This is a genomic window from Glycomyces tenuis DSM 44171 (genome assembly GCF_000427885.1).
Classification (GTDB): Bacteria; Actinomycetota; Actinomycetes; order Mycobacteriales; family Micromonosporaceae; genus Glycomyces; species Glycomyces tenuis.
On the sequence record NZ_KE386600.1, the window covers coordinates 199,584 to 226,555 of the forward strand.

25 protein-coding genes and 2 pseudogenes are annotated in these 26,972 nt (G+C 65.9%); 8 read left to right on the forward strand and 19 right to left on the reverse strand.

All coding sequences use genetic code 11. The features are described from left to right. Positions 1–259: 259 nt before the first annotated feature. On the forward strand, positions 260–1,324 hold the full coding sequence (locus YWW_RS32990) for a VanZ family protein (protein ID WP_035696793.1): 1,065 nt from the start codon (positions 260–262) through the stop codon (positions 1,322–1,324). A gap of 157 nt (positions 1,325–1,481) precedes the next feature. Here YWW_RS32990 and YWW_RS36360 read toward each other — a convergent pair. After that, a pseudogene (locus tag YWW_RS36360) lies at positions 1,482–1,713 on the reverse strand (hypothetical protein); the annotation flags it as partial. 199 nt (positions 1,714–1,912) lie between these two features. Here YWW_RS36360 and YWW_RS0125145 point away from each other — a divergent pair. Genes YWW_RS0125145 through YWW_RS0125155 form a run of 3 tightly spaced genes read left to right on the forward strand, consistent with a single transcriptional unit; the run spans position 1,913 to position 4,157 of the window. Further along, positions 1,913–2,275, forward strand: a complete 363-nt coding sequence (locus tag YWW_RS0125145) for a hypothetical protein (protein ID WP_026932241.1) — start codon at positions 1,913–1,915, stop codon at positions 2,273–2,275. A gap of 27 nt (positions 2,276–2,302) precedes the next feature. Beyond that, positions 2,303–3,493: a hypothetical protein gene (locus YWW_RS0125150; protein WP_026932242.1), complete on the forward strand. Its 1,191-nt coding sequence runs from the start codon at positions 2,303–2,305 to the stop codon at positions 3,491–3,493. Positions 3,494–3,521: 28 nt separating this feature from the next. Then, positions 3,522–4,157 (forward strand): hypothetical protein, encoded by a 636-nt coding sequence (locus YWW_RS0125155; RefSeq protein WP_026932243.1) that lies wholly within the window; start codon positions 3,522–3,524, stop codon positions 4,155–4,157. A gap of 19 nt (positions 4,158–4,176) precedes the next feature. Here the strand turns inward: YWW_RS0125155 and YWW_RS0125160 are convergent, their stop codons facing one another. Further along, positions 4,177–5,703: an amino acid adenylation domain-containing protein gene (locus YWW_RS0125160; RefSeq protein WP_026932244.1), complete on the reverse strand. Its 1,527-nt coding sequence runs from the start codon at positions 5,701–5,703 to the stop codon at positions 4,177–4,179. Between the two features lie 1,276 nt (positions 5,704–6,979). On the opposite strand from YWW_RS0125160, the gene YWW_RS0125170 reads away from it, so the two are divergent. Then, a complete protein-coding gene (locus YWW_RS0125170; RefSeq protein WP_211228691.1) occupies positions 6,980–8,410 on the forward strand; it encodes an NAD-dependent succinate-semialdehyde dehydrogenase in 1,431 nt (476 codons plus the stop codon). 73 nt (positions 8,411–8,483) lie between these two features. Further along, positions 8,484–9,263, forward strand: coding sequence for an IclR family transcriptional regulator (locus tag YWW_RS0125175; RefSeq protein ID WP_211228692.1), 780 nt, complete (start codon positions 8,484–8,486; stop codon positions 9,261–9,263). Here the strand turns inward: YWW_RS0125175 and YWW_RS0125180 are convergent. From YWW_RS0125180 to YWW_RS33005, 5 genes are read right to left on the reverse strand one after another with little or no spacing between them, the layout of a single operon-like run. Further along, the gene (locus YWW_RS0125180) at positions 9,241–10,308 is read right to left on the reverse strand and encodes a tartrate dehydrogenase (RefSeq protein WP_026932247.1); all 1,068 of its coding nucleotides are present in this window, start codon (positions 10,306–10,308) and stop codon (positions 9,241–9,243) included. The two genes, YWW_RS0125175 and YWW_RS0125180, sit on opposite strands and share 23 nt — an antisense overlap. Next, positions 10,305–11,429, reverse strand: a complete 1,125-nt coding sequence (locus YWW_RS32995; RefSeq protein ID WP_051326294.1) for an ABC transporter ATP-binding protein — start codon at positions 11,427–11,429, stop codon at positions 10,305–10,307. Before YWW_RS32995 ends, YWW_RS0125180 begins: the two co-directional genes overlap by 4 nt. Next, on the reverse strand, positions 11,426–13,078 hold the full coding sequence (locus YWW_RS33000) for an ABC transporter permease (RefSeq protein ID WP_081687757.1): 1,653 nt from the start codon (positions 13,076–13,078) through the stop codon (positions 11,426–11,428). Before YWW_RS33000 ends, YWW_RS32995 begins: the two co-directional genes overlap by 4 nt. Positions 13,079–13,111: 33 nt before the next feature. Continuing rightward, the gene (locus tag YWW_RS0125195; protein WP_026932248.1) at positions 13,112–14,158 is read right to left on the reverse strand and encodes an ABC transporter substrate-binding protein; all 1,047 of its coding nucleotides are present in this window, start codon (positions 14,156–14,158) and stop codon (positions 13,112–13,114) included. A 31-nt stretch (positions 14,159–14,189) separates the two neighbouring features. Continuing rightward, entirely contained in the window at positions 14,190–15,539 is a 1,350-nt protein-coding gene (locus tag YWW_RS33005) for an MmgE/PrpD family protein (protein WP_051326296.1), read from the reverse strand. A 209-nt stretch (positions 15,540–15,748) separates the two neighbouring features. Between YWW_RS33005 and YWW_RS33010 the strand changes: the two genes are divergently transcribed. After that, a complete protein-coding gene (locus YWW_RS33010; protein ID WP_035696792.1) occupies positions 15,749–16,867 on the forward strand; it encodes an FAD-dependent oxidoreductase in 1,119 nt (372 codons plus the stop codon). 30 nt (positions 16,868–16,897) lie between these two features. Further along, positions 16,898–17,923 (forward strand): succinylglutamate desuccinylase/aspartoacylase family protein, encoded by a 1,026-nt coding sequence (locus YWW_RS0125210; RefSeq protein ID WP_081687758.1) that lies wholly within the window; start codon positions 16,898–16,900, stop codon positions 17,921–17,923. A 313-nt stretch (positions 17,924–18,236) separates the two neighbouring features. Here YWW_RS0125210 and YWW_RS0125215 read toward each other — a convergent pair whose 3' ends face one another. The 12 genes and pseudogenes from YWW_RS0125215 to YWW_RS33035 form a co-directional block, all read right to left on the reverse strand. Further along, complete coding sequence (locus YWW_RS0125215; RefSeq protein WP_026932250.1) at positions 18,237–18,785, reverse strand: hypothetical protein; 549 nt, start codon at positions 18,783–18,785, stop codon at positions 18,237–18,239. Between the two features lie 60 nt (positions 18,786–18,845). Further along, positions 18,846–19,244, reverse strand: a complete 399-nt coding sequence (locus tag YWW_RS35515) for a transposase family protein (protein WP_162146003.1) — start codon at positions 19,242–19,244, stop codon at positions 18,846–18,848. Further along, positions 19,241–20,446: an IS110 family RNA-guided transposase gene (locus tag YWW_RS0125225; protein ID WP_035696791.1), complete on the reverse strand. Its 1,206-nt coding sequence runs from the start codon at positions 20,444–20,446 to the stop codon at positions 19,241–19,243. Before YWW_RS0125225 ends, YWW_RS35515 begins: the two co-directional genes overlap by 4 nt. 140 nt (positions 20,447–20,586) lie before the next feature. Further along, positions 20,587–21,063 (reverse strand): transposase family protein, encoded by a 477-nt coding sequence (locus tag YWW_RS38385; RefSeq protein ID WP_081687769.1) that lies wholly within the window; start codon positions 21,061–21,063, stop codon positions 20,587–20,589. A 110-nt stretch (positions 21,064–21,173) separates the two neighbouring features. Further along, positions 21,174–21,354, reverse strand: a pseudogene (locus YWW_RS37615) (transposase); the annotation flags it as partial. Positions 21,355–21,870: 516 nt separating this feature from the next. After that, on the reverse strand, positions 21,871–22,497 hold the full coding sequence (locus tag YWW_RS0125235) for a hypothetical protein (protein ID WP_155830404.1): 627 nt from the start codon (positions 22,495–22,497) through the stop codon (positions 21,871–21,873). A gap of 34 nt (positions 22,498–22,531) precedes the next feature. After that, the gene (locus YWW_RS0125240) at positions 22,532–23,668 is read right to left on the reverse strand and encodes a hypothetical protein (RefSeq protein WP_026932254.1); all 1,137 of its coding nucleotides are present in this window, start codon (positions 23,666–23,668) and stop codon (positions 22,532–22,534) included. A 46-nt stretch (positions 23,669–23,714) separates the two neighbouring features. Next, positions 23,715–24,143, reverse strand: coding sequence for a hypothetical protein (locus YWW_RS0125245; protein WP_026932255.1), 429 nt, complete (start codon positions 24,141–24,143; stop codon positions 23,715–23,717). A gap of 284 nt (positions 24,144–24,427) precedes the next feature. After that, positions 24,428–25,258, reverse strand: coding sequence for an ISAs1 family transposase (locus YWW_RS33020; RefSeq protein WP_162146004.1), 831 nt, complete (start codon positions 25,256–25,258; stop codon positions 24,428–24,430). 87 nt (positions 25,259–25,345) lie between these two features. Next, on the reverse strand, positions 25,346–25,597 hold the full coding sequence (locus tag YWW_RS33025) for a transposase family protein (protein WP_026932256.1): 252 nt from the start codon (positions 25,595–25,597) through the stop codon (positions 25,346–25,348). A 36-nt stretch (positions 25,598–25,633) separates the two neighbouring features. Next, positions 25,634–26,539 (reverse strand): hypothetical protein, encoded by a 906-nt coding sequence (locus YWW_RS34560; RefSeq protein ID WP_155830406.1) that lies wholly within the window; start codon positions 26,537–26,539, stop codon positions 25,634–25,636. 190 nt (positions 26,540–26,729) lie between these two features. Further along, a partial coding sequence (locus tag YWW_RS33035; RefSeq protein WP_035703997.1) for an integrase core domain-containing protein occupies positions 26,730–26,972 on the reverse strand: 243 nt, incomplete at its 5' end.

Genomic DNA, 26,972 nt, shown 5'->3' on the forward strand with positions numbered 1-26,972 from the left:
GAAACGGGCAACGAGTTCGTCTCGCGGATGCGGCTGCCGATCCAGGGCCCGACGGGCCCGGCCGAGGTCACCGACGCGCTCCAGAATCGGGAGCCCTCAGCCGCGAGGAAATCCGCTCGGCACGGGAGCGTCCGCTGCCGTCCGGACCCGTTCGATGAGCGACAACAGCGGATTCGAGGCTTTATCGGCTTCGACTACGATCAGGCAGTCATTTCCGTTAAACCCGGCATCACCCGAATTCCAGATTGGGAGGATCGGCATGAGCGGTCAGGTGTTCCCGGCGTTCGCCGCGATGGTGCTCGGCGTCCTGTTGGGCATCGTGTTGTTCGTGCCGTTCGTGGTCGTGCAGTACCGCAGGCGGGGACGGCTGACGCTGCGGCGGACTCTCCTGTGGAGCGGCTTTCTGCTCTACTGCCTGGCACTGTGGACCTACACGCTGCTGCCGCTGCCCTCCCCGGACGAGATCGTGTGCGCACCGGCCCAGTTGCGTCCCTTCCAGTTCGTGCACGACATCTTCGACTACCCGGCCGGCTCGGCCGGAGAGCTCGCGCGCAATCCGGCGATCATGCAGGTCGCCCTCAACGTGATGTTGTTCGTGCCGCTCGGGTTCTTCGTCAGGCTCATCTGGCGGCGCGGGTTCGCCGTCGCGACCGCGGCCGGGTTTGCGACCTCCCTGGCGATCGAAACGACGCAGCTGACCGGGGTGTGGGGCCTCTACCCTTGCTCGTATCGACTGTTCGATGTGGACGATTTGATGGCGAACACGGCCGGGGCGCTGCTCGGAGGACTGCTCTCGGTGGCGCTGCGGCCCTGGCTCTCGGACCGGAGCGCGCCTGCGGAGGCCACCAAGCCCCGACCGGTCACCGTCCCCCGCCGCCTGCTCGTCATGCTGTGCGACGTCCTCTCGGTGTGGCTGCTCGGCGGCTTCGCCGGCGTCCTGGTCAACGTGTGGCGCCTGTACGCCCTGAACGCCGACCCGGCGACCCTCGACCAGGGGCCGGCGAACATCGCGGCGACAGCAGTACCGCTGGTAGTGATCGGCGCCGTCGTTCTCGCGACCGGGCGCACCGTGGGCGACCTGGCGGTGCTGATCCGCTGGGAGGGCGGCGTGCGTCCGCGCGCTCTGGGACGGCTGCTGCGCTACCTGGGCGGCATCGGCGGCTGGCAACTCCTCGTGCTGGCCTCCCCCTTGGACCTGCTGTTCGTGCTCGCGAGCGTCATCGTGCTCCTCTCGGCGCACGGCCGCGGCGGCCTGCCCGGCGTTGTCTCACGGATGCGCCCCGTCGATGCCCGCGAGGGGCACGGCGCCCCGGCCCCCAGGTGACAGGCAGCCAGAACCTTACCCACCGTGGAATCCAGGCGGCACTACTCGGCCTGCTGAGGGAGCCACCGGTAAACCATTGGTGTTCAACCGATTGGTCAGCCTCAGTTATTCTGCGGCTCAACGTCCTTGATAGAACCCGATGAAGAAAGGTGCCAGTTCACCTGCGGAAACGCCTTAGGGTAGTCGCGAATCCACCTCGAACCAGCCTGGCAACGGCCGGTCTCCGGCGGCTCAGGCGGCTGCGGATTCCCAGATCGCTCGATGGGATCGCCTTCAGCTTGGCGCCGAACGGCAGCGTCTTGTCGCCGGTGTACAGCACAGCTTCCATCAAGAAGTCGTCGCCGAGCCGGTCCGAGGTGTCGCAGCCCTTTGAAGTCGTCGTCGCGGACGACGGTCTCAGTCGAGATCGCCGCAGAGATTTACCGGATTCGAACATGAAGCGGAGTTTGCACCGCCGTGGTAACTTGTGTTCCAGCCGCCACCCCGATACCCCGAGTGGCACTCCGGCCGAGCGCGCTCCGCCGCTGCGAGGCCGCAGAACCAGGTTCGAACGCAAGCGCTCTGCGATGAGAAATACGAGGTCAGACTGTGTCACGAACATTCACCCCTGAAGACATCCGCCACATCGGCGATACGACCATTCCAGCGGTCGAATCGAGCTACGACGAACTCAAGTCCCTGGCGGCCGACGCCAAGTCCGCCGTCGAAGGCATATTCGGGAGCGCATCCATCCACCCCGCGGAGGCTGCAGAGCAGTTCAACACCCTGTGGGGCCGATTCCTCACCGTGGCGGAGGAGACACCAGAGACGCTCGATGCCATGGGACGCACCTTCGTCGACATCGCCGACCGCTACGACGAGGACGAGGCCCAGACCGAACTGGACCTCCAGGAGGCCCTGAGCGACCTGGAGGAGATCTATACCGGACACTCCGAGACGACTGAAGAGTGAGAACCCGAAACCGAGGGGGGGACTGCCATGGGCTGGTGGGACGATTTCACCGACTGGCTGACCGGTGATGACTTCGACGCCCCTGTGACGTCGGTGGAGGACGGCGATCTCGAATCGGCGCCGACTGAATCCGACGTTCGAGAGGCCGTGGAGACGCTGCGGCCGTTCTTCCTGGAAGGATACCGTCGCCAGGAGGCCTACGATCGCCACGGCGGGATCTCGCTCCAGCATGTGGGCTCGTTGGAGCTCATTTCGACCGGAGGCGGATACGCCAAGGCGTCGGGGCAGAAGGACTTCAGATCCCTCGACGGCTTCTACCGGATGTCGGAAACACTGGGCTTCCACATGCCCGCCGCCATACCGGACTCGGTGGCCGCCGACTACCCCAACGGGGAGCAGAGGCAAGCCTCGTGGGCTGGCACCACGGAGGCCGACGACGCGGAGATCGACTCCACCGCGCAGAGCATCACCGATTCGGCCATGCGGCTTGTCAACTCCGCCTACGACGACCTGCTCAACCAGTGCGACATCACGGCCATCCGGGAGGCGCTGCCGCTGCTGACCGATATCGGCACCAAGGTCGAACTGATCCACGACAACCATTACGAACGCGAGTGCCGGGAGATCCTGGAGCTCTGGAACGAGTGGGACGGCAGCGATGCCGAGGCGGCGGTCGAGGAGTTCGGCGGCAGGATCCGTGGTGCGCTCGACTCGCACAAGACCGGCATCGGAATCCTCATGTACGCCGCATCGGCCGAAGCGACCGCACAAGCAGCTTCCCTGTTCGCCGCCCACAACTATGTGGCGCAGGCGTGGGAGATGATTCGCGAGAAGCTGAATTCGTCTACTCCCTCGGAACAGGCGGTATCGAAATACGTCGGTGCGGTCGTTGTCAATCGAATCCCGTTCCTCAGCGATGGTGTGGCCACCGCGGATTTCATCGTGGAGGTGGCCAGCAACGGGGAGGTGCAATCTCCGGTCTCGAGCACGATCAGCAAGCTCGCCGACAAACTCACCGGGAAGGATGTTCCCGACGGGGAGTCCTGCTATGAGATAGTCACGGCATTGGAGGGGAACCTAGCCGACTGCGTGGACATACTCAAGGAGGCCCGTAGAACCTACTTGGACAATGCGTTGACAGACGTCGCAGAGGAATGGAACAACAAATGGTCCAATGGGATCGTGGGTGATCTCATACCGGGGTATCTCGATGCCTGATCACCGACTAAAGCATTGGGCGTCGGCCGTGACGCTCGTTCTCACCGCAACGGCGACTGGATGTGCGGACGAGGATCCCGACGACATCGTGCCGACGAAGGCCGATGGGGCCTTTGACCTGGAGGTAGTTGACCACGAGGCCTGCGAGGCGGCCGGATACCAGGAGCTGATCGATTTCTTCGCGGACAACGACATCGAGGTCCAGAACGAGGAAGTCAACGGTGAGTACCCCTATTGCAAGATCGAGATGATCTGGGCCGTCTCCAGTGACGGAGAGAACGAGAATGAGGCGACCCTGCATTTCGATCTTAGGGTCTTCGACTCCATCGTTGAAGCGCAACGCGTCATCGACGAACCCGAGAAGCTTCACATGGTGTCACACGAGTTTCGAGAAGTCACTGACGGCCAGGTCGAGAGCGTCCCAGAGCCGTGGGATGGCGGTTTCATCTGGAGTACTCTGGATACGAGTCCGGGGGCGGAGACCGAGGTGGCCGTTCGGAAGGCGAACATCGTGGTGTACGTGGACTTCGACTACGCGACATTGGATGCGCCCCAATGCGAAGAAGAGGGATGTGTGGTGTTCCCCTCAGCCCTTGTTTCCTGGATACAAGGCACTTATCTTCCCGTGGTCGAGCAGAACGTGAACGACCTGATCGGGCTCTGAGCCCTCGGGCTGCGGGTTGTCACCGAGGTCCCTGCAGTGAGGATCGGTGCAGGTCCAGCAGGGCCCTGCGGTCCACTTTCCCGTTCGGCGTCAACGGCATCCGCTCGATCATCAGGATCTGCGAATTGATCGTGAACCTTCGCAGCACTTCTTGAACCTTCGTTCGCGCCACCGGATCGTCGACCGTGCCGAACGGCACCACGAACGCCACCAAGCGGAAACCGCCGGCCCCATCGGGAAGTGGGGCCACCTCCACGTCCTTCGCCGCCGCATCCGCTCGCAGGGCCGCCGCCACCGCACGAGGATCGGCTCGCGACCCCGGAGCCTGGTCGTCGATCCGCCCGACGAACTCCAGCAGGCCATCGCCGCGTCGCCGCCCCAGGTCACCGGTCAGGTACAGACGCCCGCCCTCGTTCCACGGGTCCGGAACGAACCGCTCTGCGGTCAGATCCGGCCGTCCCAGATACCCCTGCGCCAGTCCTGCGCCGCCGATCGCGAGTTCGCCGACCGCTCCGACTGGCACCTGGTCCCGGCGCCGGTCCAACACTCGCACGATCGCGCCCCCGATCTCCGTGCCGATCGGCACGCAGGATGCCGCCAGGTCCGAGGCCACCACCCGGTGAAAGGTGGCCGCCATGGTGCACTCGGTCGGACCGTACTGATTGATGACCTCGCAGTCGAAGGCTTCCCGGGCGCGGCGGGCGATGGGCCCGGAGAGGACGTCTCCGCACGAGACGACCTGTCGCATGTCCATGCAGCGCGGGCGGGACTCGAGTTCCTCGATGAGCGTTTCGAGCGCCCTCGGAACGATGCTGAGGCAGGAGGTGACTCGTTCATGTTCGATCAGGTCCGCCAAGGCCGCCGGATCGAATATCTCCCGGGAGGAGGCCATCACGATCGTGGCGCCGGCGATGAGGGTTCCGAAGATGTCGCGTACCGAGGGGTCGAAGGCCACCGACATCATCGACAGGACCTGGTCGTCCTCGCCGAGTGCGAACTCCTCGATCATGGCCGAGAGATACGCCATGACGCCCTCATGGGTGCAGACCACCCCTTTCGGCTCGCCGGTCGACCCGGAGGTGTACGTGACATACGCCCTTCCGTCGAATCGGCCCGACCGCGACACTGATCGGTCGTCCATGTGAGCGGCCGAGAGTTCGACTGGGCGGCACGGCATGCGCACGATCCTCCAGCGGTGCAGACGCTTCTCGTATTCGGCGCTCGCGAGCACCGCGCGCGGACCGGCATGGGTGAGGATGCTGTCGGTACGTCTCCGTGGGTGACCCATGTCCAGCGGTACGTATGCGGCCCTGGCCTTGAGGACCCCGAGCAGCGCCGCGACCAGGGTTGGTCCGCGGTCGACCGCTACCGCCACGAGATCCCCCGGCGCGACTCCCGACCCCTTCAATGACGAAGCGACCGCCTCCGACCAAGCGTCGATCTCGTGGTAGGTGGTCGTGGCTCCGCCGAACCGGACCGCGGGACGCTCTGGCGCACGCCGGCACCGTTCTGCGACGAGGTCGGCAACGAGGTTCTTCACGGCCACGGCCCGTCGGTATGCTGAGCCGATTCCGCTCCGGTGGAGGCGGCCAAGACGTGCCTTTCGTGGTGCTGACGATCAAGGACTCGGTGTACCGGCGACTCTAGCGCCCGTCCGAGGGTCCGCTGCGCGACGGACCGTTCCGCCGCCGCACACCGTCCTTGGTGCTCACCTGGTGGTCAGAAGATCGGTCCGGCCCTGGTGAAGCACCCGGCATCCGATCCGAATGGATCAGCAGTGCCGCCCGAGCCGACGAAGGACTCACAGGGCTCGGTGGTGGACTGAACCCATGACACCCCGAGAGCCGTTGACCTGCAGTAGCCGGGTGGAGAGCTATCGTCAGATGCCGCCGGACGACAATTACCTTCCGACCGGTTCCGGGCCGAAAACATTGGCCGCAGAAACCAACGGTCATGCGTCGAATGCGGTGTGTGATCGAGCGTGTTTGCGCAGGTGACGGGCATGGATTGATGAACAGTCCACATAGACAGTGTTCGAATTTCCACCACAAACCATCCACAAAACTTGAAGATCTGAGGGTGCCTAGGGCTGTGACCTGCGGAAACAATTCTGGGGTGCTGACGCCGCCAGTGGCCGTCAAATCCATTGTGAAATGAGGTGTTTTCGCAGGTAGATGGTGGAGCGGGCGACGAGAATCGAACTCGCGTCATTGGTTTGGAAGGCCACGGCGGTTACCCTGATCTACCTGCGGAAACACCTGAGGGTAGTCGCGAATCCACCTCGTACCAGCCTGGCGACCGTGGCCTTCGACTCATGGACGGCCCCGACAACCCCGTACTGGACAGGATCACAGCCGATTTCGCGGCAGGGGATAGCCGGATTCGTGAGTCAAGCGGAGCTCGCGCCGCGGTAATAGCTTGTGTTTCAGTCACAACCCCGACACCCCAAGTCCCACTCCGGCCGGTCGCGTTCCCGTTCCGCGAGGCCGCAGGGCCAGATTCGAAGACAAGCGCTCTGCAATGAGCAATACGAAGTCAGGCTTTGCTGCGCAAGTTCACTCCTGATGACATTCGCCATATCGGCGATACGACCATTCCGGCGGTCGAGTCGAGCTACGACGAACTCAAGTCCCTGGTGGGCGGTCGCGTTTCCACCTCTCGGTGGAGGGGCGGTGGGGCTGGAGCGGGGGCCGTCCGGTATTGGGGTGCTCGCACCGATCCGGTGCCGCCGCTCCGAGGGGTGAGTTGACGGTGCTTCGATGACCCGTATAATGGAATACGTTCTACTATTTGGCACGACACTGATGCAAGCTGGGAGCGCGATGAACGACCTTCCTACCATCATTCACGATCTTTCTCCGGATGGTCCAGGTTCGATCGTCATCGAGGACCCCGCCACGTCTCGAACTGTGGGTCGGGTGCCGGATTCGTCTCTCGAAGGGTGGAATGAGGCGCTCGCTGCGGCGTCAGCGGCTGGGCCCGCCTGGTCCGCGCGCTCGTCGCGAGAGCGCTCCGACATCCTGCACGAATGTGTCAGAGTGCTGCTGGAGAACCGCGACGACCTGGCCCGGACCATTACCCTGGAGATGGGCAAGCCGGTGGCCGAGTCACAGGCCGAGGTCGACTACGCCGTCGACTACATCCGCTGGTACGCAGAGGAGGCCGTCCGGCCCGCGGGCGATTACAGGGCCGACCCCAAGGGCGGATCGGCCATCATCACGACCCGAGCGCCCGTCGGGCTGGCGCTGCTCATCGCCCCCTGGAACTTCCCGATGGCGATGGCGACCCGCAAGATCGCGCCCGCACTCGCCGCCGGCTGCACCGCGGTCGTCAAGCCCGCCGAACTCACTCCACTCACCACTTACCTGGTGGTGCGGCTGATGATCCGCGCCGGTGTCCCCGAGGACGCGGTCCGCGTCGTGACCACGACCGACCCGGCGGCCATGAGCGCGAGTATGATGGCTGACCCGCGGGTGCGGAAGGTGTCCTTCACCGGTTCGACCGGTGTCGGCGCGGTCTTGCTCGGCCAGGCCGCCCCGCGGATCATGCGGACGTCGATGGAGCTGGGCGGCAACGCCCCGCTGATCGTGTTCGACGACGCCGACCTCGAGCGGGCCGTCGACGGCGCCTTCGCCGCCAAGATGCGCAACGGCGGCCAGTCGTGCGTCGCGGCGAACCGCATCCTCGTCCAGGACGGCATCGCCGACGCCTTCGTCGACGGCCTCGCTGAACGGTTCGACGGCATGGTCCTCGGACATGGCCTCGAGGAGGGCACCACGCTCGGACCGGTCATAGACGCCCGCGCCGTGCGTCGGATCGGCGAGCTGGTCGAGGACGCGCTCGACCGCGGCGCCGTCGAGGTCACCGCCGAGCGCGACCTGCCCGACGAAGGCCACTTCGTCGCCCCGTCGCTGCTCGACCGTGTCGACACCGACGCGCGGATCAGCTCGACCGAGATCTTCGGTCCGGTCGCGGCCGTGTCGCGGTTCTCAGACCCCGAACAGGCCCTCGCGATCGCCAACGACACGCCGCACGGCCTCGCGGCATACGTGTTCACCGAGAGCCTTGAGCGCGCCTTCGATACCGCAGAGCGGCTCGAGACAGGCATGGTGGGCATCAACCGCGGCGTCATCTCGAACGTCGCGGCGCCCTTCGGCGGCGTCAAGACCTCCGGCATCGGACGCGAGGGCAGTAGCGAGGGCATCGAGGAGTACCAGGAGATCCGCTATCTCAACCTCGACCGACGCCGCTGAAGCCGACCGTACTATGCCGAAAGACCCGCAACGTAGACTCGAAAGCGCGAGCGCCGACACCGATGGAGCGACCATGGACAACCCGGACCGCCGCTCGACGTCGTCCCAGATGTCGAGCGTGCTTCGCAGCTTCCAGGTGCTCGAGGCCGTGGCGGCCCAGCAGCCGGTGTCGCTCAAGGAGCTCAGTAGCCGCTTCCCCCATTCCAAGTCGACCCTCCAGCGCACGCTGATGACCCTCGAGGCCGCCGGCTGGATCCAGCAGTCGGCACCCGACATTCCCAAGTGGGAGATCACCACCCGGGCGCTCATGGTGCGGCCCAAGGCCTCCCGGGACACCGACCTGTACTCGCGGGCGCGCGAACCGATGACGAAACTGCGCGACCTCACGAACGAGACCGTCCACCTGTCAGTGCTCAACGAACTGTCCCATATGGTGCTGATCGACCGAGTCGACTGCAACCAGGCGATCCGCACCTTCAGTCCTCTCGGTGACTCCTCGCCGCTGCACGCGACCGCCACGGGCAAGGCCGTCCTCGCCTACCTGCCTGAACAAGAGATCGAGGCGGTCATCTCGCGCGGGCTTCGCAGCTTCGCGAACAACACGATCGTCGACGCCGACGCGCTCCGCAAGGACCTCGAGGAGACCCGCGAGCGCGGCTACTCCACCAACGAGAGCGAATACCGCGCGCAGGTCTGCGCCATCGGAGCGCCGATCTTCGAATCGAACGGCCGTCCGGTCGGGAGCATCTGCGTCTCCATCCCGCTGATGCGCTACGACCGCGCAGACGCCCCCCGCCTCGGACGGATGGTCCGCGAGACCGCCGACGAGATCAGCGCGGGCCACGCCCGCTGAGTCGGTCCACGACGGCGTCCGTTACCTGAGCGGTCGTGGCCTGACCGCCCAGATCGGGCGTGCTGACGCCGTCGGCGAGCACGCGTTCGATCGCGGCCACCACGCGCGCGGCGGTGTCGTTCCTGCCGAGGTGATCGAGCATCATCGCCCCGCTCCAGATCTGCCCGATCGGATTGGCGATGCCCTTGCCCGCGATGTCCGGGGCCGAGCCGTGCACCGGCTCGAACATCGACGGGTGGCGGCGGCTCGGATCGAGATTGGCGCTCGGCGCGATCCCGATCGAGCCGACGACCGCGGCGAGCGCGTCGGCGAGGATGTCGCCGAACAGGTTCGAGGCCACGATCACGTCGAGGCGCTCGGGCCGGGAGACGACCTCCGCGACCAGAGCGTCGATCAGGACGCTCCGCAAGTCGAGCCACGGGTACTCGTGGACGATCACCGAGCGCACGACCTCATCCCAATAGGTCATCGAGTGGATGATCCCGTTGGACTTGGTGGCCGAGAGGAGCCGGCCGCTGCGAGCGCGGGAAATCTCGCACGCGTACCTGGTGATCCGCTCGACGCCGTAACGGGTGAAGACGGCCTGCTGGTAGGCCGATTCGGTCGGCAGTCCGATGCCGCTGCGCCCGCCGACGGTCGAGTACTCGCCTTCGGAGTTCTCCCGGACGAGCACGACGTCGACCGTCACATCGGACGGCAGGCGTGAGGCGACACCGTCCAGAGACCGGACGGGTCGGAGGTTCACGTACTGGTCGAACTGCCGCCGGATCGGCACCAGCATGCCCCACAGGGTCTCCGCGTCGGGGATCTGGGGGTCTCCGACCGCGCCGAGGAAGACCGCGTCGGCACCGGCGAGCTGGTCGATGGCGTCCTCGGGCATCATCCGGCCCCGGCGGCGGTAGTAGTCGCTGCCCCAGTCGTAGTGGCGCCACTCGAGTGCGAAGCCGTCCTGGCTTGCTGCGGCGTCAAGGACACGGACGGCGGCCTCTGCGACCTCGGGGCCGATGCCGTCGCCGGGGAGCAGGGCGATGGAGTGCGAGTTCACCTCTCGTCGCCTCCGCTCGGGTAGAGCAGCGCTGCGGCCGTGTCGATCTCGATGTCGACCTCGGCGCCGACCTCGAGCCGGGCCGAGGGCTCGAAGGTGCCCTCGCACAGCAGCCGCGCCTCGCCGCGGGTCAGCACGATGTCGCTGTGCCCGCCCGCATAGACCATGTCGGCGACGGTCCACCCGCCTGAGCGCGACGACGCGGCGGTGCTGTCGCCGTCCGCTGCTACGCGCACCTGGGAGGCCCGGAAGTAGAAGTCGTGGTCGACGCCTTCGGGCAGTCCAGCGAGGTCGCCGGTCGCCTCGATCTCACCGAAGCCTGTCGCCACCACGCCTCCTCGGCGGCGGACGCCGGTCTTGTTCTCGATGCCCATGAACTCGGCCACATAGGCCGAGATCGGCGAGGTGAAGATCTCCTCGGGGGTGCCGATCTGTTCGATCCGGCCGTGGCTCATGACCACGATCCGGTCGGCGAGTTCGAGTCCCTCCTGGAGGTCGTGGGTGACGTAGATGCCGGTGAAGTCGATCTCGGCGTGGAGCCTGCGGATCTCGGTCCGAACCTCCTTGCGCAGCTGGGCGTCCACGTTGCTCAGCGGTTCGTCGAACAAGACGATGCCGGGCCTGGCGACCAGTGCCCGCCCGAGCGCGATTCGCTGCTGCTGCCCGCCGGAGAGCTGGGAGGGCAGGCGGGTCGCGAGGTGGTCGCAGCGTACCGAGCGGAGCATCTCCAAGGCGCGCTCGCGGGCCTCGGTGCGGCCGAGGCCGCTGGTGCGCAGCGGGTAGGCGACGTTGTCGACGACCTTCATGTGCGGCCACAGCGCGTAGTTCTGGAAGACCATGCCGAGGCCGCGCTTGTGCGGTGGCACGGAGAGGTTGCGGCCGGTGTCCACGACGGGTTCGCCGTACAGGGAGAGCCGACCGGACGTCGCGTCCTCGAGTCCGGCGAGAATGCGCAGCAGCGTGGTCTTGCCGCAGCCGCTCGGCCCCAGCAGCACGACCAGTTCGCCGAGCCGTATGGTCAGCGAGACGTCGTCGAGGGCCTTCGTGCCCGAGCGGTGGTCGTAGACCTTCGTGACCTCGGAGATGGTCAGCTGTTCGGCGGTTACAGTGTCGGCGCTCATCGCTTCGACCCCTTTCTGTTCGTTCCGATCGCGCCGGAGAGGGCGACGCCGGCCAGCGTCACGACGACCATGAGCAGGGCGATGACCGCGACCTGCGGGTAGACGCCGCTGCTGAAGTAGTCGTAGAGCAGGCTTCCGATGGTCTGTGTTCCCGCGGTCGCGACCATGAGCGACGCCGAGAACTCATGGAACAGCAGGATGACGACCATGGTGATCGCGACCGAGATGCCGCCTCGCAGCAGCGGAAGTTCGATGGTGAACAGGCGTCTGGCGCGGGAGGCCCCGGCGATGGCCGCGGCCTCGTTGAACTCGGAGCCGATGCTGAGCATCGAGGTCAACTGTGGGCGCATCGCGTGCGGGATCATCAGCGCCACATAGGTGATGACGAAGAGCCCGACCGTGCCGTACATCGCGAACGGCGGGTTGCCGTAGGTGAACAGCATCGCGAAGCCCATGATCGCGGTCGGGAGGGTCGTGAGCAGGTCGACCATGGTGCGCGGTCCCCGACCGGCCCGGATGAAGCCGCGCTGGATCATGGCGCTGACGAAGCCGATCGGCACCACGATCGCGACGGTGATGAGGATGGCCCTGACGGTCACGCCGAGCGCGGCTGCGACGCGCGGGTCACCGAAGACGCTCTTGACCTGGTCCAGACTGAGCGCACCCCAATCGATCTGACCGCTCCAATACGGTGAGAGGGCGACGAGGACGAGGGCGATGAGCGGGAGGACGACCAGGGCACCGAACACGAGCACCGGGATCGCGGCCATCCGCGATCCGCCTTGAGTCCGGTGGTTCGCTTTGGAGGTCACGACCTGGTACTTGCCCTGCGCGCCGATGCTGAGCCGCTGCCCCCAGACTACGAGGAATCCGGCGATGACCAGCGGCGCGCTGAGTGCGGCGCCGAACGCGTAGTCCACCGGGTAGGTCGACTTGAGCTTGAACAGCACCGTGGTCAGCACGTCGATGCCGTTCGAGGAGCCGAGCAGCAGCGGGTTGGTGAACTGGCCCAGGCCCATCAGGAGGACCACCCCGCCCGCGTAGACCATCGAAGGCCAGATGAGCGGGAGGGTCACGGTGAGAAAGGTGCGGATCGGCCCGGCGCCGAAGACCCGTGCGGCGGAGGCGAGTTCGGTGCCGACTTCCCGCAGGCTCGAACTGACGTAGAGGTACACGAAGCCGGTGAAGCTGAATCCGGTGAGCGCGACGATCCACGGCAGCGTGAAGATGTCGACGGGGCCGTCCTTGAGATGGTCGAACATCGGCAGGGACCTGAGCCAGCTGTTGACGTACCCGACGCGCGGTGAGAACAGAAAGATCCAGCCGAGGGTGTCGGCCACGCCCGGCACTATCAGGGGCAGGGTGGGGATGAAGCCGAGGAGGCGCTGCCAGTGCGGCGGGCTGGCGGTCACCGAGACCGCGAGCAGTGTGCCGAGCACCATCGCGACGACCAGCGAGCCGACCGCGAGCAGGACGGTGTTGAAGACGACCTTCCCGATGTCGGGGTAGGTCGTCAGGCGGGCGAAGCCGCCGCCCACGGCGGCCCGCACCACGAGCGTGACCATCGGGAAGAGGACGAACAGTCCGAGCAGGACCGTGTAGACCGTCGCTCCCGGTCCCTGTCGTCTCAAGAGGCTTGGCAGTCGCATCGTGCTCCGATTGTGTGGGTAGGCCGGGTCCGGTCAGCCGAACAGCGGGGTCCAGGTCTCGTCGAGGAACGCCTGCTCCTCCTCGGTGAGTTCACCGGTGTAGATGACCGACGTGTCGACGTCGAGCTTGTTGTCGACCTCGGGGAGCACGCTTGCGCTCATACCCCACTCGTGCTGCGACGCCTGGCCTTCGGGGGAGATCATCCATTCGAGCAGGACCTGGGCCGCGGCCGGGCGGTGGCTGGAGGAGATCGCACCGGTGGCGTAGCCGATGAGGACTTCGGGATCGGTGCCGACGGGGGCCTCGACCGGTGCGCCCTCGTCGATGAGGGTGGCCGTGGTGGGAGTGGTCCCGCCGAGACTGACGGCGAGTTCTCCTGCGGCCACGGACTGCGCGAGCGTCCCGCTGGAGTCGCCGAGGCGGGGCGAGAGGCCGGCGAGGTCCTCGATGAACTGGGCGCCGAGTTCCTGCTGCAGTGCGAAGAGAAACTGCACTTCGATCGGGGTGATGTCGGGGCGGGTGACTCCGATCAGGCCCTCGAGTTCGGGCTGGAGGATGTCCTCCCACCGCTCGACGGGCTGCGCGCCGGCGTCGGCGATGACCTCGGGGTTGGTCGCGATCGTGAAGGGCACGGCCGCGGTCGTGAAGTAGTTGTCACCGCCGACGGGGTCGGCGTCGCCGTAGAGCTTCGCGGAGCTCCCGTACGCCTTGGCGACCAGGTCGGACTGGTCCTCGAAGAACCGGTAATCCGAGAGCATCGCGACGTCGGCTCCATCGGTGTTGGTGCCGGCCTCGGTCTGAATGCGGGTGATGAGGTCGCCACTGGGCTCGCGCACGATGGTCAGGTCGATGTCGGGATGCGCCTTCTCGAAGCCCAGCTTGACGCGGTCCTCATAGTTGGCCATGGCGAGGTAGAGCGTCACCTTGCCGTCCTTCTCGGCCTGCTTGAGGATCTCGTTCCAGCTCATCGACTCCAGGTCGACGTCGGCGGCGGGGTTCTCCTGCCCGCACCCGGTGAGGGCCACCGCGGCGGCTCCGGTCGCCGCCAGGGCGGACCGTCTGCTCAGGTTCCAGGTCATGTCGGAAACTCCGTTTCTGTGTCGGGGTCGGTCATAGGTTGCGGATGCGGCGGGCCAGCTCGCCGAACCCGCTGAGCCCGGGCAGCTTCGCGGCGAGGTCGAGTACGGGCGCCGCGTCGTCGGCGTCGGCGAAGGCCGAGCGGAACTTGGCGAACACCGCTGCCTCGGTCATCGGGTTGGCGGGCGTCCCGAGCGGGTCGAGGCAGGTGGCCGTGGCCGTAGAGCCGTCGCGGCGGGTGACGGTCAGGGTCGCGCCGAGTTCGTGGGCGTCGCCGAGGGGTGCGACGCGGTGGCGAACGGTGTCGGCGATCGCGAGGACGCGCGGGTCGGTGAGGTGGCGTTCGGCGAGTTCGTCGGCGGTGAGTCTGCCGTGGACGGCGAGGGCTCCCAGCAGCCAGGGGAGGCTGAAGCGAGCCTCGTAGACGCTTTGCGGCCGGGTCTTTCGCCCGCTCGGTTCGAGGACCATGCCGATGACGGTCGAGGTCGGCACGGCGCATTCGATGTCGACGATGTCCTCGGCGGTGACGGTGCCGTCGGCGAGCAGTTCGGCGAGTGCGCCCAGTCCTCCGTGCGCTGAATGGCAGACCGCGTAGGGCTTGAGGGCGATCTCGGTGGTCTCCCACCGTTGCCCCAGGTCGTCCAGGCAGGGGACTCGGGTCTGGCCGACGTGGGTCTCATATAGACCGCGCGGGCCCTCGATCGCGCTCACCGGGCCGTGGACACCGTGGCGGGCGAGTCGGACGGCCCAGACGGCGGCATGCGCGGCCCAGCCGGGGTGCATGACCTTGGTGTTGGTGCCGTCCTCGAGATAGGCCATGATCCCGGCGGCCTGGCTGGCGCTCACGCCGATCGCCGAGGCGGTTGTTGCGGCGTCGATCCGGTGGAGCCGCGCGAGCGCTACGGTGGCACCGACGGTTCCGTACACCGACGTCGGGTGGAAGCCGCGGGCGTGGAGTTCGGCACCGGTCGCGATGCCGAGTCGGGCCGAGACTTCGAGGCCGACGACGAGTGCGTCGACGAACTCGGCGCCGGTGGCCCCGGCCGCTTCGGCCGAGGACAGCAACGCGGCTACTAGCGGGGCTGAGACGTGCGCGTAGGAGCGCTGGTGGGTGTCGTCGGCGTCGAGGGTGTGCATGAGTACGCCGTTGGCCAAGGCGGCGGCGCTGGTCTCGGCGCCGCGGGGCGAGCCGACCACGCTCGCCTCCCCGGGCGCGTCGGCGATGATCCCGTCAAGGTCGGGCACGGCGCCGGAGTGGCGGGCGGCGATGGCGCACCCGAGGGTGTCGACGAAGTGGAGCCGTGCGCGTTCGCGCACGTCGACCGGCAGCTCGAGCGAGGGCTGGGCCGCCCATGCTGCGATCCGCTCGGCAACCGTCGGCATCGTTTACTCCGATCCTCCGTACTACTATGCGGGACGATGTTCCGCAAACCGATACCATCCTGTCTCCCCTCAGACGTAAAGTCAAGCCATCAAATCCAGAACCAGCGAATTTTTACGCATCCGAAATCCCGCTAGCGAGATCCTGTCCCTTTCGTTGTGCTGAAATGTGGGATACAGTGCCGGTATATGAATCGAGATTCGGAGGTGTCATGCGCATCGCGGTGATCGGAACTGGAGCAGCTGGAGCCCAGGTCCTCTGGCAGCTATCACAAAGGGACGGGATCGAGGTCGAGGGCTTCGACCTCCACACCCCCGGCCACGGACTCGGAGCGTCCGGCGGCGACGGCCGGGTGTTCCGGACCGTCCAATACGAGGATCCGGCCTACGTTCCTTTGCTGAAACGCTCCGACTTCCTGTGGCGGGAGCTTGAACGCGAAGTCGGCAGGCCGCTGCGCGTGATCAACCGCGGCCTGATCATCGGCACCTCGGACGCCCCCCAGATCCGGACCTCCCTGCGAGGCATCGAACTCCACGGCCTCGACTGCGAGGTCCTGGAGGCCGGAGCATTGCGGACCAGATTCCCGCAGCAGCGATTCCACGAGGACGACCTGGGCATCGTCGACAACGGGGCCGGCACGATCTTCCCCGAACTGACCAACCTCCTCGCCGTCGACGCCGCCGTCAATCGCGGAGCCCGGATGCACCCGAATACGCGCGTCCAGGCCATCGAGGCGGACGCGACCGGCGTCGACGTCGTCGCCGCGGACCGTCGGCGCCGCTTCGACAAGGCCGTCGTCGCCAGCGGCGCGTGGGTTCGGCAGCTCGCCCCCGAACTCGGCTCGCTGGTCCAGCCGAGGAAGGTGCTTTCGGCCTGGTTCTACCCCCGCGACGCCGACCGCCTCGCCGACCTCCCGCCGTTCGTGCGCGTGGCGCCGACCCACTACTACGGGGTTCCGTCGGGCGACCGGCTCTCGATCAAACTCGGTCTCTCCGGCGCCCACCACCGCGACGTCGACAGCCCCGACGACGCCGACTACGTAGTCCGCCAAGAGAACTGGTCGCCGTTCACACCGATGCTCGAGGAGTACTTCCCGGGCATCCACCCCCACCCGTACCGCACCGAGATCTACTTCGAGGGCTACACGCGCGACGCCCGGCCGATCATGCAGCCGACCGCCGGAAGCGAGCGCGTCATCGTCACCGCCGGATTCTCCGGCCACGGCTTCAAATTCGCGCCCGTGATCGGACAGATCGGCGCGGCACTGGCCGCCGACGGCGAGATCGACGACGACATCCAGTTCTTGCAGCGCGACTCCGCCCGCCCCTGATCACCCCGTTCAACAGAAAGAGAGCAGCACATGGAGCAGTTCACCTGGAAGCACCAGCCCATCCCGGCACCCGCGGCGACCCAGGACCCCGCGACCGCGGACTTCAGCCTCGGCGACCTCACCGTGGTGCCCGGGGGACATGGCGAGGGCCTGGTAGCGCTCGGCACCACCGCCGACGGCAAGTGCACCGGCATCCGGTTCGCCGCCAAGCACGGCGCCTACTCGGGACCGGTTGTGGTCCTCCAGGCCGGCGTCCACGGCGACGAGTACGATGGTCAAGAAGCGGTGCGCCGCATGATCTCCGAGATCGACCCCGCGACGCTGCGCGGCACCGTCGTCGCCATTCCGTGCCTGAACGAAGCCGGCTTCGAGGCGGCGGCCCGCACCAGTGCCGTCGACCACGCGAACATGAACCGCATCTACCCGGGCTCGCCCACGGGCACGCTGACCGACCGGCTCGCCGACCTCTACGTCCGCGAAATCGTGTCCGCCGCCGACGCCATGGTCGACCTGCACACCGGCGGCGCCTACGGGCAGATCGCACCCCTGGCGATCGTCCAGCGAGGCTACGAGGAGCTGGCTATCGCACTGGGCCTGGCCGCGGGCAACGCGGTCGTCTGGAAGGGCGGCAAGTGGGGCGGCACCGCCCGCAGCGCCTTCCTCGAGGCCGGCAAGCCCGCCGTGACGCTGGAATTCGGCGGCGGGCGCTACGAACGCGAGGTCATGGAGCACCACCTCGCCAGCCTGCGCAACATCCTGCGCGCCTTCGGCATGATCGACGGCCATGCGGTCTACCTCGACCGCTACACCCAAGTTGACGCCACCTTCGCCCACGCCGAGGGGGGCGGCTTCTACGTCGCGGAGGTCGAGCCCGGCGACGTGGTCGAGCGGGGCACCGTCCTCGCCCGCATCGTCGGCCACCTCGGCGAGGTCCGCGAGACCGTCACAGCTGAAGAGGATGGTCTCACCGTATGGGTCCGCCGCCGCTGCACGGTCAACATCGGCGAAGAGACGATCATCTTCGGCCGCATCGAGGGCGAAATAGTCGTCACCTGAGCCAAGAAGGGCCCGGGACGCCTGGCGGATTCAAGAGGTGATTGCGCCGCCAGTTATTCGCTGTAGATAAGGAGCCTCGCAAGGCGCTCGGCTGGAGTTTCTCAGCCGAGCGCCTTGCGCGGGCGGGAACTGAGTTCAGTGGCGACGGTGTTGAGGCGGGCGCGGTCGTGAACCGATAGGTCGGTACCTTGAACCTGTTTCAACCTGTTTGGTGCTCCTGGACGATCTTGGCGAACTGCGTGGTCATGACGGGATCGCAGCGGTGGGCGCGAGTGAGGGTGGCAACTCGGTTGAGAGTCCGGGTGGAGCAGACTCAGTAGTCGTAGGGGAGGTGGCCGGTGAAGGCAGTGCGGAAGTACACCGAGTTCGCCAGGTGCGCGAGATAGCGAGCGTCAACCACCGTGGACTCGAAATAGGCGGCTTCGGGCCCGTTGTCGAGCACCTTGTGCCCCGTGATGATCACGTCGATGCGGCGCTTGAACGCAGCGGCGTCGCCCTTGAGCGCGACGTAGGGTCGGCCGCGTCTCGTTCCTTCTCCGATGATGCGATCCCCGTAGAACTCCCTTGCGGAGATCCGCGGTTCACTGACGCTCTCGTCCTCGGCGAGTAGGAATCCGTCCGGGTCGGTCGGCACTTGCCGGCCGGTGAGGATCTCGAACAACTCCTTGAACTCGGCCGCGGTCTCGGGCGAGACCAGGTCCGATCCCCTAGGAGTCCCCTCCTGCCACGCATCCATGATGATCTGCATTGCGAACGCGGGGCTCTCGTTGACCCGTCCGATATCGCCGGCCAGGGAGTCCACTCTCCAGCAGAACGAGTTGCCCCGCGGAGGTTCGGTGCGGACGGTGAAGATGTCGGTCATGGCATGGCAGGGTAGTTCGGGTGAGCAAGCGCATTTCGTGACTGTCGCGTCACTGAGATGTCATCCGGATCGGTGTTCGTAGTCGTTGAGGACTTGAACGGCTTTGGCGATCTGGGTGACCCAGTTCGGATTGCAGCGGACTTGGTCGAGGATCGACCAGGCTTTGAGCTGGGCGAACATGCGCTCGCCAGGTCCGCGGAGCCGGGCGTGCAGGCGGCTGTACTCCTTCTGCCACTTGGGCTTGTCCCGGCCCTTGATCGGCGTGGCCACCAGGTCGTGGTCGAGGCCGTCGTAGCCTTTGTCTCCCAGGGCGAACAGGCCGTGCTCGGCCAGCGGGCGCGGGATGAGCCAGATCCGGGCGGCGGCGGTGTCGTGGATCGAGCCGCGGATCGCGCCCGAGACCCACAGCAACTCACCGTCAGGATCGGCGATGGCCTGGAGTCTCAATGATGTTGTCAAGTCCTGGCGGGAGCCGTTTCTTGGAAGAGGCGGCCGTCGCGCAGGAGCGCCCAGAGCACGTTGGTTCTGCGGCGCGCCAGGGCGATGACGGCTTGGGTGTGGCGACAGCCCTCGGCGCGTTTCTTCGTATAGTAGTCCCGGTTCGGGCCGGGTCTGGTGATGCTGACCTGGGCCGACATGTAGAACACGCGCCGAAGTTCGCGACTGTAGCGCTTGGGCCGGTGGAAGTTCCCGGTGCGGCGACCGGAGTCGCGGGGGACGGGGACGAGCCCGGCCGCTGAGGCCAGGTGTCCGGCGTCGGCATAGGCGGCGAGGTCGCCGGCGGCGACGAGGAACTCGGCACCCAGGATCGGGCCCATGCCCGGCAGCGACTCGATGATCACCGCCTGCGGATGCGCGCTGAACGTGGTGCGAATGTCCCTGTCGCAGCGGACGATCCGCTCGTCCAGGTCCAACAGCGACTGTGCGAGTTCGGCGACGATCCGGGCCGCGGTGGCCTGCCCGGGGAGTTCGGTCAGCTGCGCCCGCGCGGCCTCGACGGCTGTGCCCGCGACGAGCTCGGCGCGGTCGATGCGCACGCCGCGTTTGTGCAGCCACTGCGCCAGCCGGGCGGCCCCGGCGCGGCGGATCCGCTCGGGCGTCTGGTAGCCGGTCAGCAGTGTCAGGGCGCTCTTGCTGTTCGAGTAGTCGAAGGCCCGCTCCAGGGCCGGGAAGATGCCGGTGAGCACGTCGCGGAGCCGGTTGACCATGCGGACGCGGTCGGCGATCAGGTCGCCCCGGTGCGCGGTCAATAGTGCCAGGTCGGCCGTGACCTGCGCGGGCACCTCGATCGGGGCGAAGTCGCCGCGGTGGCGGACGGTCTCGGCGATGACGTAGGCGTCGCGGGCGTCGGTCTTGGCCTCGCCCCGGTAGGCACCGGACATGCGGCCCGCGGTCTTGCCGGGCACGTAGACCAGGTCCTGACCCGAGGCGGCCAGCAGCGCAAGCAGCAGCGCCGAAGGAGCGCTGGAGATGTCCACGCCCCAGCACACCGGAGCGCCCAGGGCGAGGATCTGCTCGACGGCGTCGAGGATCTGGGCTTCGTCGTTGGTGACCTTCGCCGAGAAGCGGGTCTTGCCGTCCTCGTCGACCGCGCAGGCCCAGTGGTGGGCCTTGCCCGCGTCGATGCCGACCCACAGCCGGCGTTTCGGGGTGTCGTTCACATGTTCCTCCAGGGGAAGGGGTCGTCAGCACGGCCCGAAGAACACCCCGCCGTCATCTCCGTAAACAGCGACCGAACCGCAGATCTCAATCACCGGCCAGGGCGTCCCGGAGAACCAGGCGGCCACTCCAGGCGAGCCACTCAAGGCAGGGATTCATCAGCCACACCCGGCCCTCCCGGACCGCCTACCAACTTACGGAGATTCATCCCGTGTCGTTGATGTTTGCCGGAGGAGAACGGTCGGTCGATCTGGTTGCGGTTGATGCGGACCAAGGTGCCGTCGAGGATCACGAACGCTGCGCCGGTCCGCTTGGTGTGGCGCAGCGCGTCCCGGATGCTCGGGGCGTGGGCGGCGAGCAGGGCGATGGTTTCGCGGGTGCGCCGCCACGCGGTCGCGGCCGAGATGCCGAAACCGGTTGCAAGATCGCGCAGGGCTTCGCCTTTGCGCAGGTGGGCGAGGGTGAGCAGGGCTTGGGTGCCGGGGTCGAGGGCCCGCCAGCGGGAGCCGATGGCCCGGCGGTGGGCGCGGATGAGGGCGGCAACTCGATTGAGGGTCGAGGTGGACAGCGGGAGGGCGGCAGGGTAGAACAGCAGCCGGGGCTCTTGGTGGTCGTTCAGGCAGAAGTAGCATTCGTCGTTCTACCAGGAGCTTCTTCACGCCCTCAACCCCACCGCATGCTGAACCGGTTGCGCTCCAACCGATTACGACCAGGATGCAACAAGCTCCTTCTGGGGAAGTATTGGCGTAGCGGGCCGTTGGTGTTTTCGTCGAGCCACGCTGCCAGGGGCTTGCCGGGTTGCACAAGAACACGGGGACGTCGGTGGCGATGCTAAGGCCTAGTGTGCGGCCATTTCGGAGCCTTGATCCCAAGTCATGGACTGTTTGAGTCGGGCTGGAAGGGCTGTGACGGTCACGCCGCCGGTTCGGGCGGAAGCTGGCGGATCGAATTGGTGATCGTTGGTCACTGAAACCAACGGTCACTTGTCAATTCCGATGTGTGATCGATCGGGTTTGTGCAAGTGGCAGGCGTGGGTTCGTGGATAGTCCACATAGTCAGTGTCCGAATTTCCACCACAAACCATCCACAAAACTTGAATACCGGGGAGGGTCCAAGGTTGTGAGCTGCGGAAACGATTCAGGGTGTCGGTGACGTCGATCAGCGCCTAATCCATTATGTAGTGAGTGTTTTTGCAGTTCAGTGATGGAGCGGGCGACGAGAATCGAACTCGCGTCATTGGTTTGGAAGACCATAGTGGTTACCCTGATCTACCTGCGGAAACATCTAGGATAGTCGCGAATCCACCTCGTGCCAGCCTTCATCCCAAAACCGCTCGGTGAACGGCGCGAGATTCGCGCCAGTCCATGCAGCTGCTATGCGAGGACGGGACGACGAACTGTCGACTGCCGGATCAGCGGTGTCGAGATCAGTCCGGGGGTATTTCAGTGACGAGCTGTTCTGCCGCCCGTGGTGCCCAGGACTCGGTGAACCAGTCGAGGACGGTTGCAGGTCCAATCACGCAGTCCGATCCGTCCGAGTCACTGCACTCATCCACGCTTCCCTTGACCGAGAGCATCGCGCGATAGGTGACAAGGAACCGGTCCGAACGGGCGACCATACGCACCTGAGGGCCGTCGCTCCACTCGAGGTTCGCCGCGATCGTCCCCTCATCCCACGCCTCCGAGACCTCGAACTCCTCGGCATTATCAGGAAACGCCAGTGCGAGGTGTTCGCCATCGGTGATCCAGTCTTGGTACGCGGTCGCCGCAGCTTCAGCACTGCTGAACTCGTACGCCGTGGCACCAAAGACGATCGTTTCGCGTTCCGAACCGTCTACCACCCTGCCCAGCCGCTTGGAACAACCGCCGTCCTCGTCGTACTCCTCGAGCGTCGGCTCATAGTCGAACTCGGCGCCGAGGTCGTCCAGGTCCTCAAAGCCGAGCCATTCGCAGACACCCTCACCGGTGATGGTCTCGGGCACTTCAACCGGCGGTGCTGAGGAGTCGTCCTCAGGAGCAGGCTCGCTGCTGAAGCATCCGGCGAGCATCGTCACCAGTGCCGTCGCCAGTGCGGCGCGTCGCGCGCGTCTAGTCGACATAGCCGGGGATCAGGTCGCAGGTGAGCGCGCTCGACCAGTCGTCGTCGGCTTCGTCGAGCTCTTTACCGAACGAGCTGCGTGTGTCGAGCAGGTCTTCGAGTTCGCCTTCGCCCAGTTCCACGAGGCTGTCTCGCACCCCATTGCACAGTTCGACGGTCGGTACGTTTGCGTAGTCGGGGAAGATCTTCTCCATCAACCGGCTGACCCAGCCGCCGGTTTTGCCGACCTCCTCGCCTTCAGAGTTGAGTTCGAACCCGAAGTCGGTTGCCGCGAGCACGTCGCTGAGGAATGGGACCCGGTTGACCATGACCGTGCCGAAGAACCGACGCAGGGCCACGTCCCCGTAGTCGGGCAGGTTGATCGCCTCCTGGATGGTCGTGTGTGCTCCGGCGACGCCGTTGTACAGCTCGGACATCGCCGTGCCCTGTGCGACCCCTTCTTCGCTGGCGGCTCGGATGAGTGCCGCGAGGATCTGGCGCTGGTAGCCGGCTGCCGGGCGGAGTCGTTGGCCGAAGACCTCGTAGCAGTGGTCGGCGTCGTCGCCGTCCCATTCCTCGAACAGGTCGGCTACATCGGTGAATTCATTGCCTCGGTGGCGTTCGATGAGATCGGTCAGTGCTTCCGCGCAGGGGTTCAAGCGGTTGAGCAGGGCCTTGATCGGCCACACGTCGCACTGTTCAATGACTTTGTCGAAGGCGTCGTTGATGGCGGTGAGGTCAGCGGTCGTGTTTTCGCGTGCCGTCCCGTCGATGCGGTCATCGTCGGCCGATGACGAGGCTGCCCAGGAAGCGCGGGTCTCCTCGGCGCAGTACATGTCGGTGTCGGCAGGGATGGCGGCGGGCATGTACAGTTTCAGCGTATCGGACCACCGGTAGTAGCCGATGACCTGGGCGGCAGCCGAGCCCGGGGTGCTGCGGTGTTCCCAGGCTCCGCCGTGTTCGTAGAGGTCGCCATCGCCCTTGACGGCTTCGACTTTCTCTTTGGATTCCATGAGCAGGTGCGCATGCGGGAAGTCTTGGTAGGCAAGCGAACGCCGGTAGGCTTCCTGGAAGATGGGCTTGAGTAGGTCGATCTTCTCGCGGATGTCTGAGTCGGTCGGGACGTCGGTCAGGTCTTTGTCTGCCATGGTGGTGTGCCTTCAAGGTGGGGGTGGGTGGGCTGGAGCCCGTGGTCTATGTCGGCTGCTCGCCGTGCATGCCGGCTTGTTCCTCTGCTTCGCGGGTCGCCTCATCGAGCCGTTCTTCCTCGGCCTTCTCTTCAAGGATCGTTTCGCGTTGATCGTTGTAGTGCCCTTCGACCTCGTCCATGAGTGTGTCGAGCTCGAGGACGATGTCTTGCTCGTCCTCGTCGTAGGAGTCGGCGACGGCGACCAGGGCGCGCCCCATGGCGTCGATGCTGATCGGTGCCTGTTCGACGGCGTCTTTGAAGATGTCGAAGAGGCTGATCCAGATGGGTCCGTTCTCGTGTGTACCGAAGAGGCGGTCCTTGTACGCATCGGCCTGCTTCGCCCACGGTGTGACCTCGTCGTAGCTTTCGACGATCGCGGGGCAGGCGTTTGATCCGATGTTGCGGATGTCTTCAGGAGTGTACTGGCGGCTCATGGGGTTCCTCGGGAGATAAGGGATATTCGGAACGACGCCATAGTAGCGGGCCCTGAACACTGCGTGGGTACAACCACCGCGTCCACAGTGGCAATGTGCCGTCCTGAGCGTGGAGCCCGAAGTGGTTGGGCACCGGCTACCCGCATGCGGTCCTCTTGACAGGCTGAGCCCGCCTCGGATCCAAAGAGGATGAGCCAAAGCGGGCCCCTGCAACATGCGCGCTCTAGAAGAAGCCGTCCATCTGCTGCTGCCAGCGGTTGTCGTAGCCTTCGAGGACCAGGGCGTCAGCAAAGTCGTCTCGGTTGAAAAGTCTGTTCGATGGCGGCGAGTCCGAGGGTTTCCAGTGGCAGCGTGTAGGGGTGGTTCGCGATCCGGTCGCGTAGTGCGGTGACGCCTTGGCCGCCAATGGCTTTCAGGACAGTGGTAGTGAGGTTGCGCAAGCTCGCGAGGTTCTGCGGGGCAAAGCCCGACCGCAGGATCGAGGCGTCCTCGCCGAAGACCATGTCCCGGAGCCAATGCCATGCCTCAATACCCCAATGGCTCCTCACCGCGGCCGTGAACTCGGCCGGACGCAATGCCCGGAAGTCGCGGCTGGTCAGGTCATAGACCGTCTCGTGCGAGACCTGCCCGGTGCGCCGGTCGTGCCGCCACCGGCGTACCCGTGCGACCTGGACAGCACCGGGAAAGTCGATCCGGACCGCTCCGCCGACGGCGAGGATCTTGATGGTGCGCGTTTCGTCGCGGCCATGGCCCGAGTCACGGGTCTCCCAGGCGTTGTCGAGACTTGCCCAGGGCAGGGCGTCGACCTGTGCGTAGAGCTCGGGCCGGTTGCCCTTGCAGCACAGCAGATAGTCGAAGCCGCGATCGAGGATCGCTTGGGCGGTTTCGATGCAGCAGTGCAAGGCGTCGACGCTGATCAGCGCCATCTCCACCTCCAGGTTGTCGATGAGGTGTCGGGCAGCGGCGTTCTCGTCGTTATCGAGGGCCATGACCTGGCCGAGCGCGCGATCGGCCGAATCGTGCGCGGCGACCAGCAGCGGTTTCACCTTGCCCGGAGCGGCCCCGCACAGTCGCTTTCCATCGATGCGGACCTGGTCGTCGGGAACGAAGGCCAACTGACGAGCCGCGGCGGCCAGGGCCGCGACGCCTTCGGGAACCGCTTCGCCGAGCAGGTGGCGAAACGTGTCATATCGGGGCGGGCTCTATCGGGTGCCCAAGGGCCCGTTGATTTTTCTGGCCTCGGCTGCGGCGGGGACGGCCTGCGGTGCATCCCGCGCCCATCGCTCGATCGCAGCGATCGTGTTCCGGCCGGCGAGCATCGCCGCGCAGGCCAGAACCACCGTCGCGCCGAACGGGTGGCGCACGCCCCGCGCCGATCGCGGGTCGGGAATCCGCGCGACATGCACCGCGAAATCAGCCCACCAAACATCGAGCGTGAGAGTCTTGTCCCGCAACGGTTTCCTTCTGACGACAGATCCAGTCCATCGTCTTCAACGAGGGAACCGTTGCTCCAGTTGCGGCCCTGGCCAGCACAAACACCAACCCGAGCCAACTTTGCTTATACCCTGCGACGAGGCGCTGGACTTCGATGCCATGGAGTTCAGAGTTCTGGCGAACTCGGCTCCTTGCAGGTACTTGTCGACTTCGTGGCGAAGGACAGTCTTCACTGAATCGTGGCAGTCTTCATCGACGTTCCGGAAGCGCCGGCTAACGCCGAGGCGCGGAATGGCGACGAAGTCTTCGGGATCCGCGATGTTGACCCATCGCTGCACGCCAGGAGGTCGGGATCCCAAGTTTTCGACCGGCTTCGGCGTCAGGCGGGGGAAAATCATCGGCATCGCCAGTGGTGACCCGAGTGTGACGAGCAAGGGGACCTCGGTCCGGTACTTCCACAGGGCCTCGTAGGCGACGAGCGAGCCGAGCGAATGCGCGACGATTACGTCGGCTCCGGCGATCATGGACCCAACACGAGCCAGGATGTGCTGCTTCGGGGCGAAGTTGCCTTCGGTGCGGAGGAAGGTCGCGACTTCGCGGAAGAACAGTTCAAGGAAAGACACCGCCGCCCGCTCGTTGAGCCCAAGCGCCCGGGCCATGACAGCACTGGCGTGGTGCAGGACCGATCGGATCGGACCTTGTGGCTGGCGCGGGAGGTAGTCAGTGACAAAGGCATGCCACATGTCGATCGCATCGGAATCGAGTTCGGAAGCACCTTGCCGTCCAGAAGGTTGCAGGAGGTGGGCGTAGTAGGCGATCCGCAGGTCGACCTCTGTTCCGGACCGATCGAGATGCTCGGATCTTTGGATGGCGCTGAGCCATGCGGCGGCCTTTGATTGTGCCGCCTGTGTGGCCGATTCGGGGAGGTAGTTGCCTACACCGTGTATGCCGACGATTCGCATCAGGCGATCGCCTCGCTGGCGCCACGGTATCTGTAGACGAGTATTTCGCCGTTGGCGCAGCCAGTGATCAGTTTGTGGTCGTTGTTCAGCGCTACGGCACGACAAGCAGCTGGGAGCAATATGTATCGTCCCGGGTTTCTTGGAGGCCTTTGGTCTGTCCCGAGTTTCGTGGAGTCCGGTTGATGGATTTTCATGCCACGACGGTTGTGTTCTCGAACTCTATCGGAGTCAACCATCCCAGTTGGCTGTGACGGCGTTGGCGGTTGTGCCAGATCTCGAGGTACTCGAAGATGGCGTTGGCCAGCTCGACCCGGGTGCGCCATCGGTGGCGGTCAAGCAGTTCGACCTGCATGCGCGACCAGAACGACTCCATCATCGCGTTGTCGTAGCAATCGCCGACGCTGCCCATGGACGGCACCAGCCCGGAGTCCTT

Bases quoted from the DNA above. Each gene is read 5' to 3' on its own strand.
- YWW_RS32990 (WP_035696793.1), top strand. From the start codon at position 260: ATGAGCGGTCAGGTGTTCCCGGCGTTCGCCGCGATGGTGCTCGGCGTC.
- YWW_RS0125150 (WP_026932242.1), top strand. From the start codon at position 2,303: ATGGGCTGGTGGGACGATTTCACCGACTGGCTGACCGGTGATGACTTC.
- YWW_RS0125170 (WP_211228691.1), top strand. From the start codon at position 6,980: ATGAACGACCTTCCTACCATCATTCACGATCTTTCTCCGGATGGTCCA.
- YWW_RS0125175 (WP_211228692.1), top strand. From the start codon at position 8,484: ATGGACAACCCGGACCGCCGCTCGACGTCGTCCCAGATGTCGAGCGTG.
- YWW_RS32995 (WP_051326294.1), bottom strand. From the start codon at position 11,429: ATGAGCGCCGACACTGTAACCGCCGAACAGCTGACCATCTCCGAGGTC.
- YWW_RS33000 (WP_081687757.1), bottom strand. From the start codon at position 13,078: ATGCGACTGCCAAGCCTCTTGAGACGACAGGGACCGGGAGCGACGGTC.
- YWW_RS0125195 (WP_026932248.1), bottom strand. From the start codon at position 14,158: ATGACCTGGAACCTGAGCAGACGGTCCGCCCTGGCGGCGACCGGAGCC.
- YWW_RS33005 (WP_051326296.1), bottom strand. From the start codon at position 15,539: ATGCCGACGGTTGCCGAGCGGATCGCAGCATGGGCGGCCCAGCCCTCG.
- YWW_RS33010 (WP_035696792.1), top strand. From the start codon at position 15,749: ATGCGCATCGCGGTGATCGGAACTGGAGCAGCTGGAGCCCAGGTCCTC.
- YWW_RS0125210 (WP_081687758.1), top strand. From the start codon at position 16,898: ATGGAGCAGTTCACCTGGAAGCACCAGCCCATCCCGGCACCCGCGGCG.
- YWW_RS0125215 (WP_026932250.1), bottom strand. From the start codon at position 18,785: ATGACCGACATCTTCACCGTCCGCACCGAACCTCCGCGGGGCAACTCG.
- YWW_RS0125240 (WP_026932254.1), bottom strand. From the start codon at position 23,668: ATGGCAGACAAAGACCTGACCGACGTCCCGACCGACTCAGACATCCGC.
- YWW_RS0125245 (WP_026932255.1), bottom strand. From the start codon at position 24,143: ATGAGCCGCCAGTACACTCCTGAAGACATCCGCAACATCGGATCAAAC.
- YWW_RS34560 (WP_155830406.1), bottom strand. From the start codon at position 26,539: ATGCGAATCGTCGGCATACACGGTGTAGGCAACTACCTCCCCGAATCG.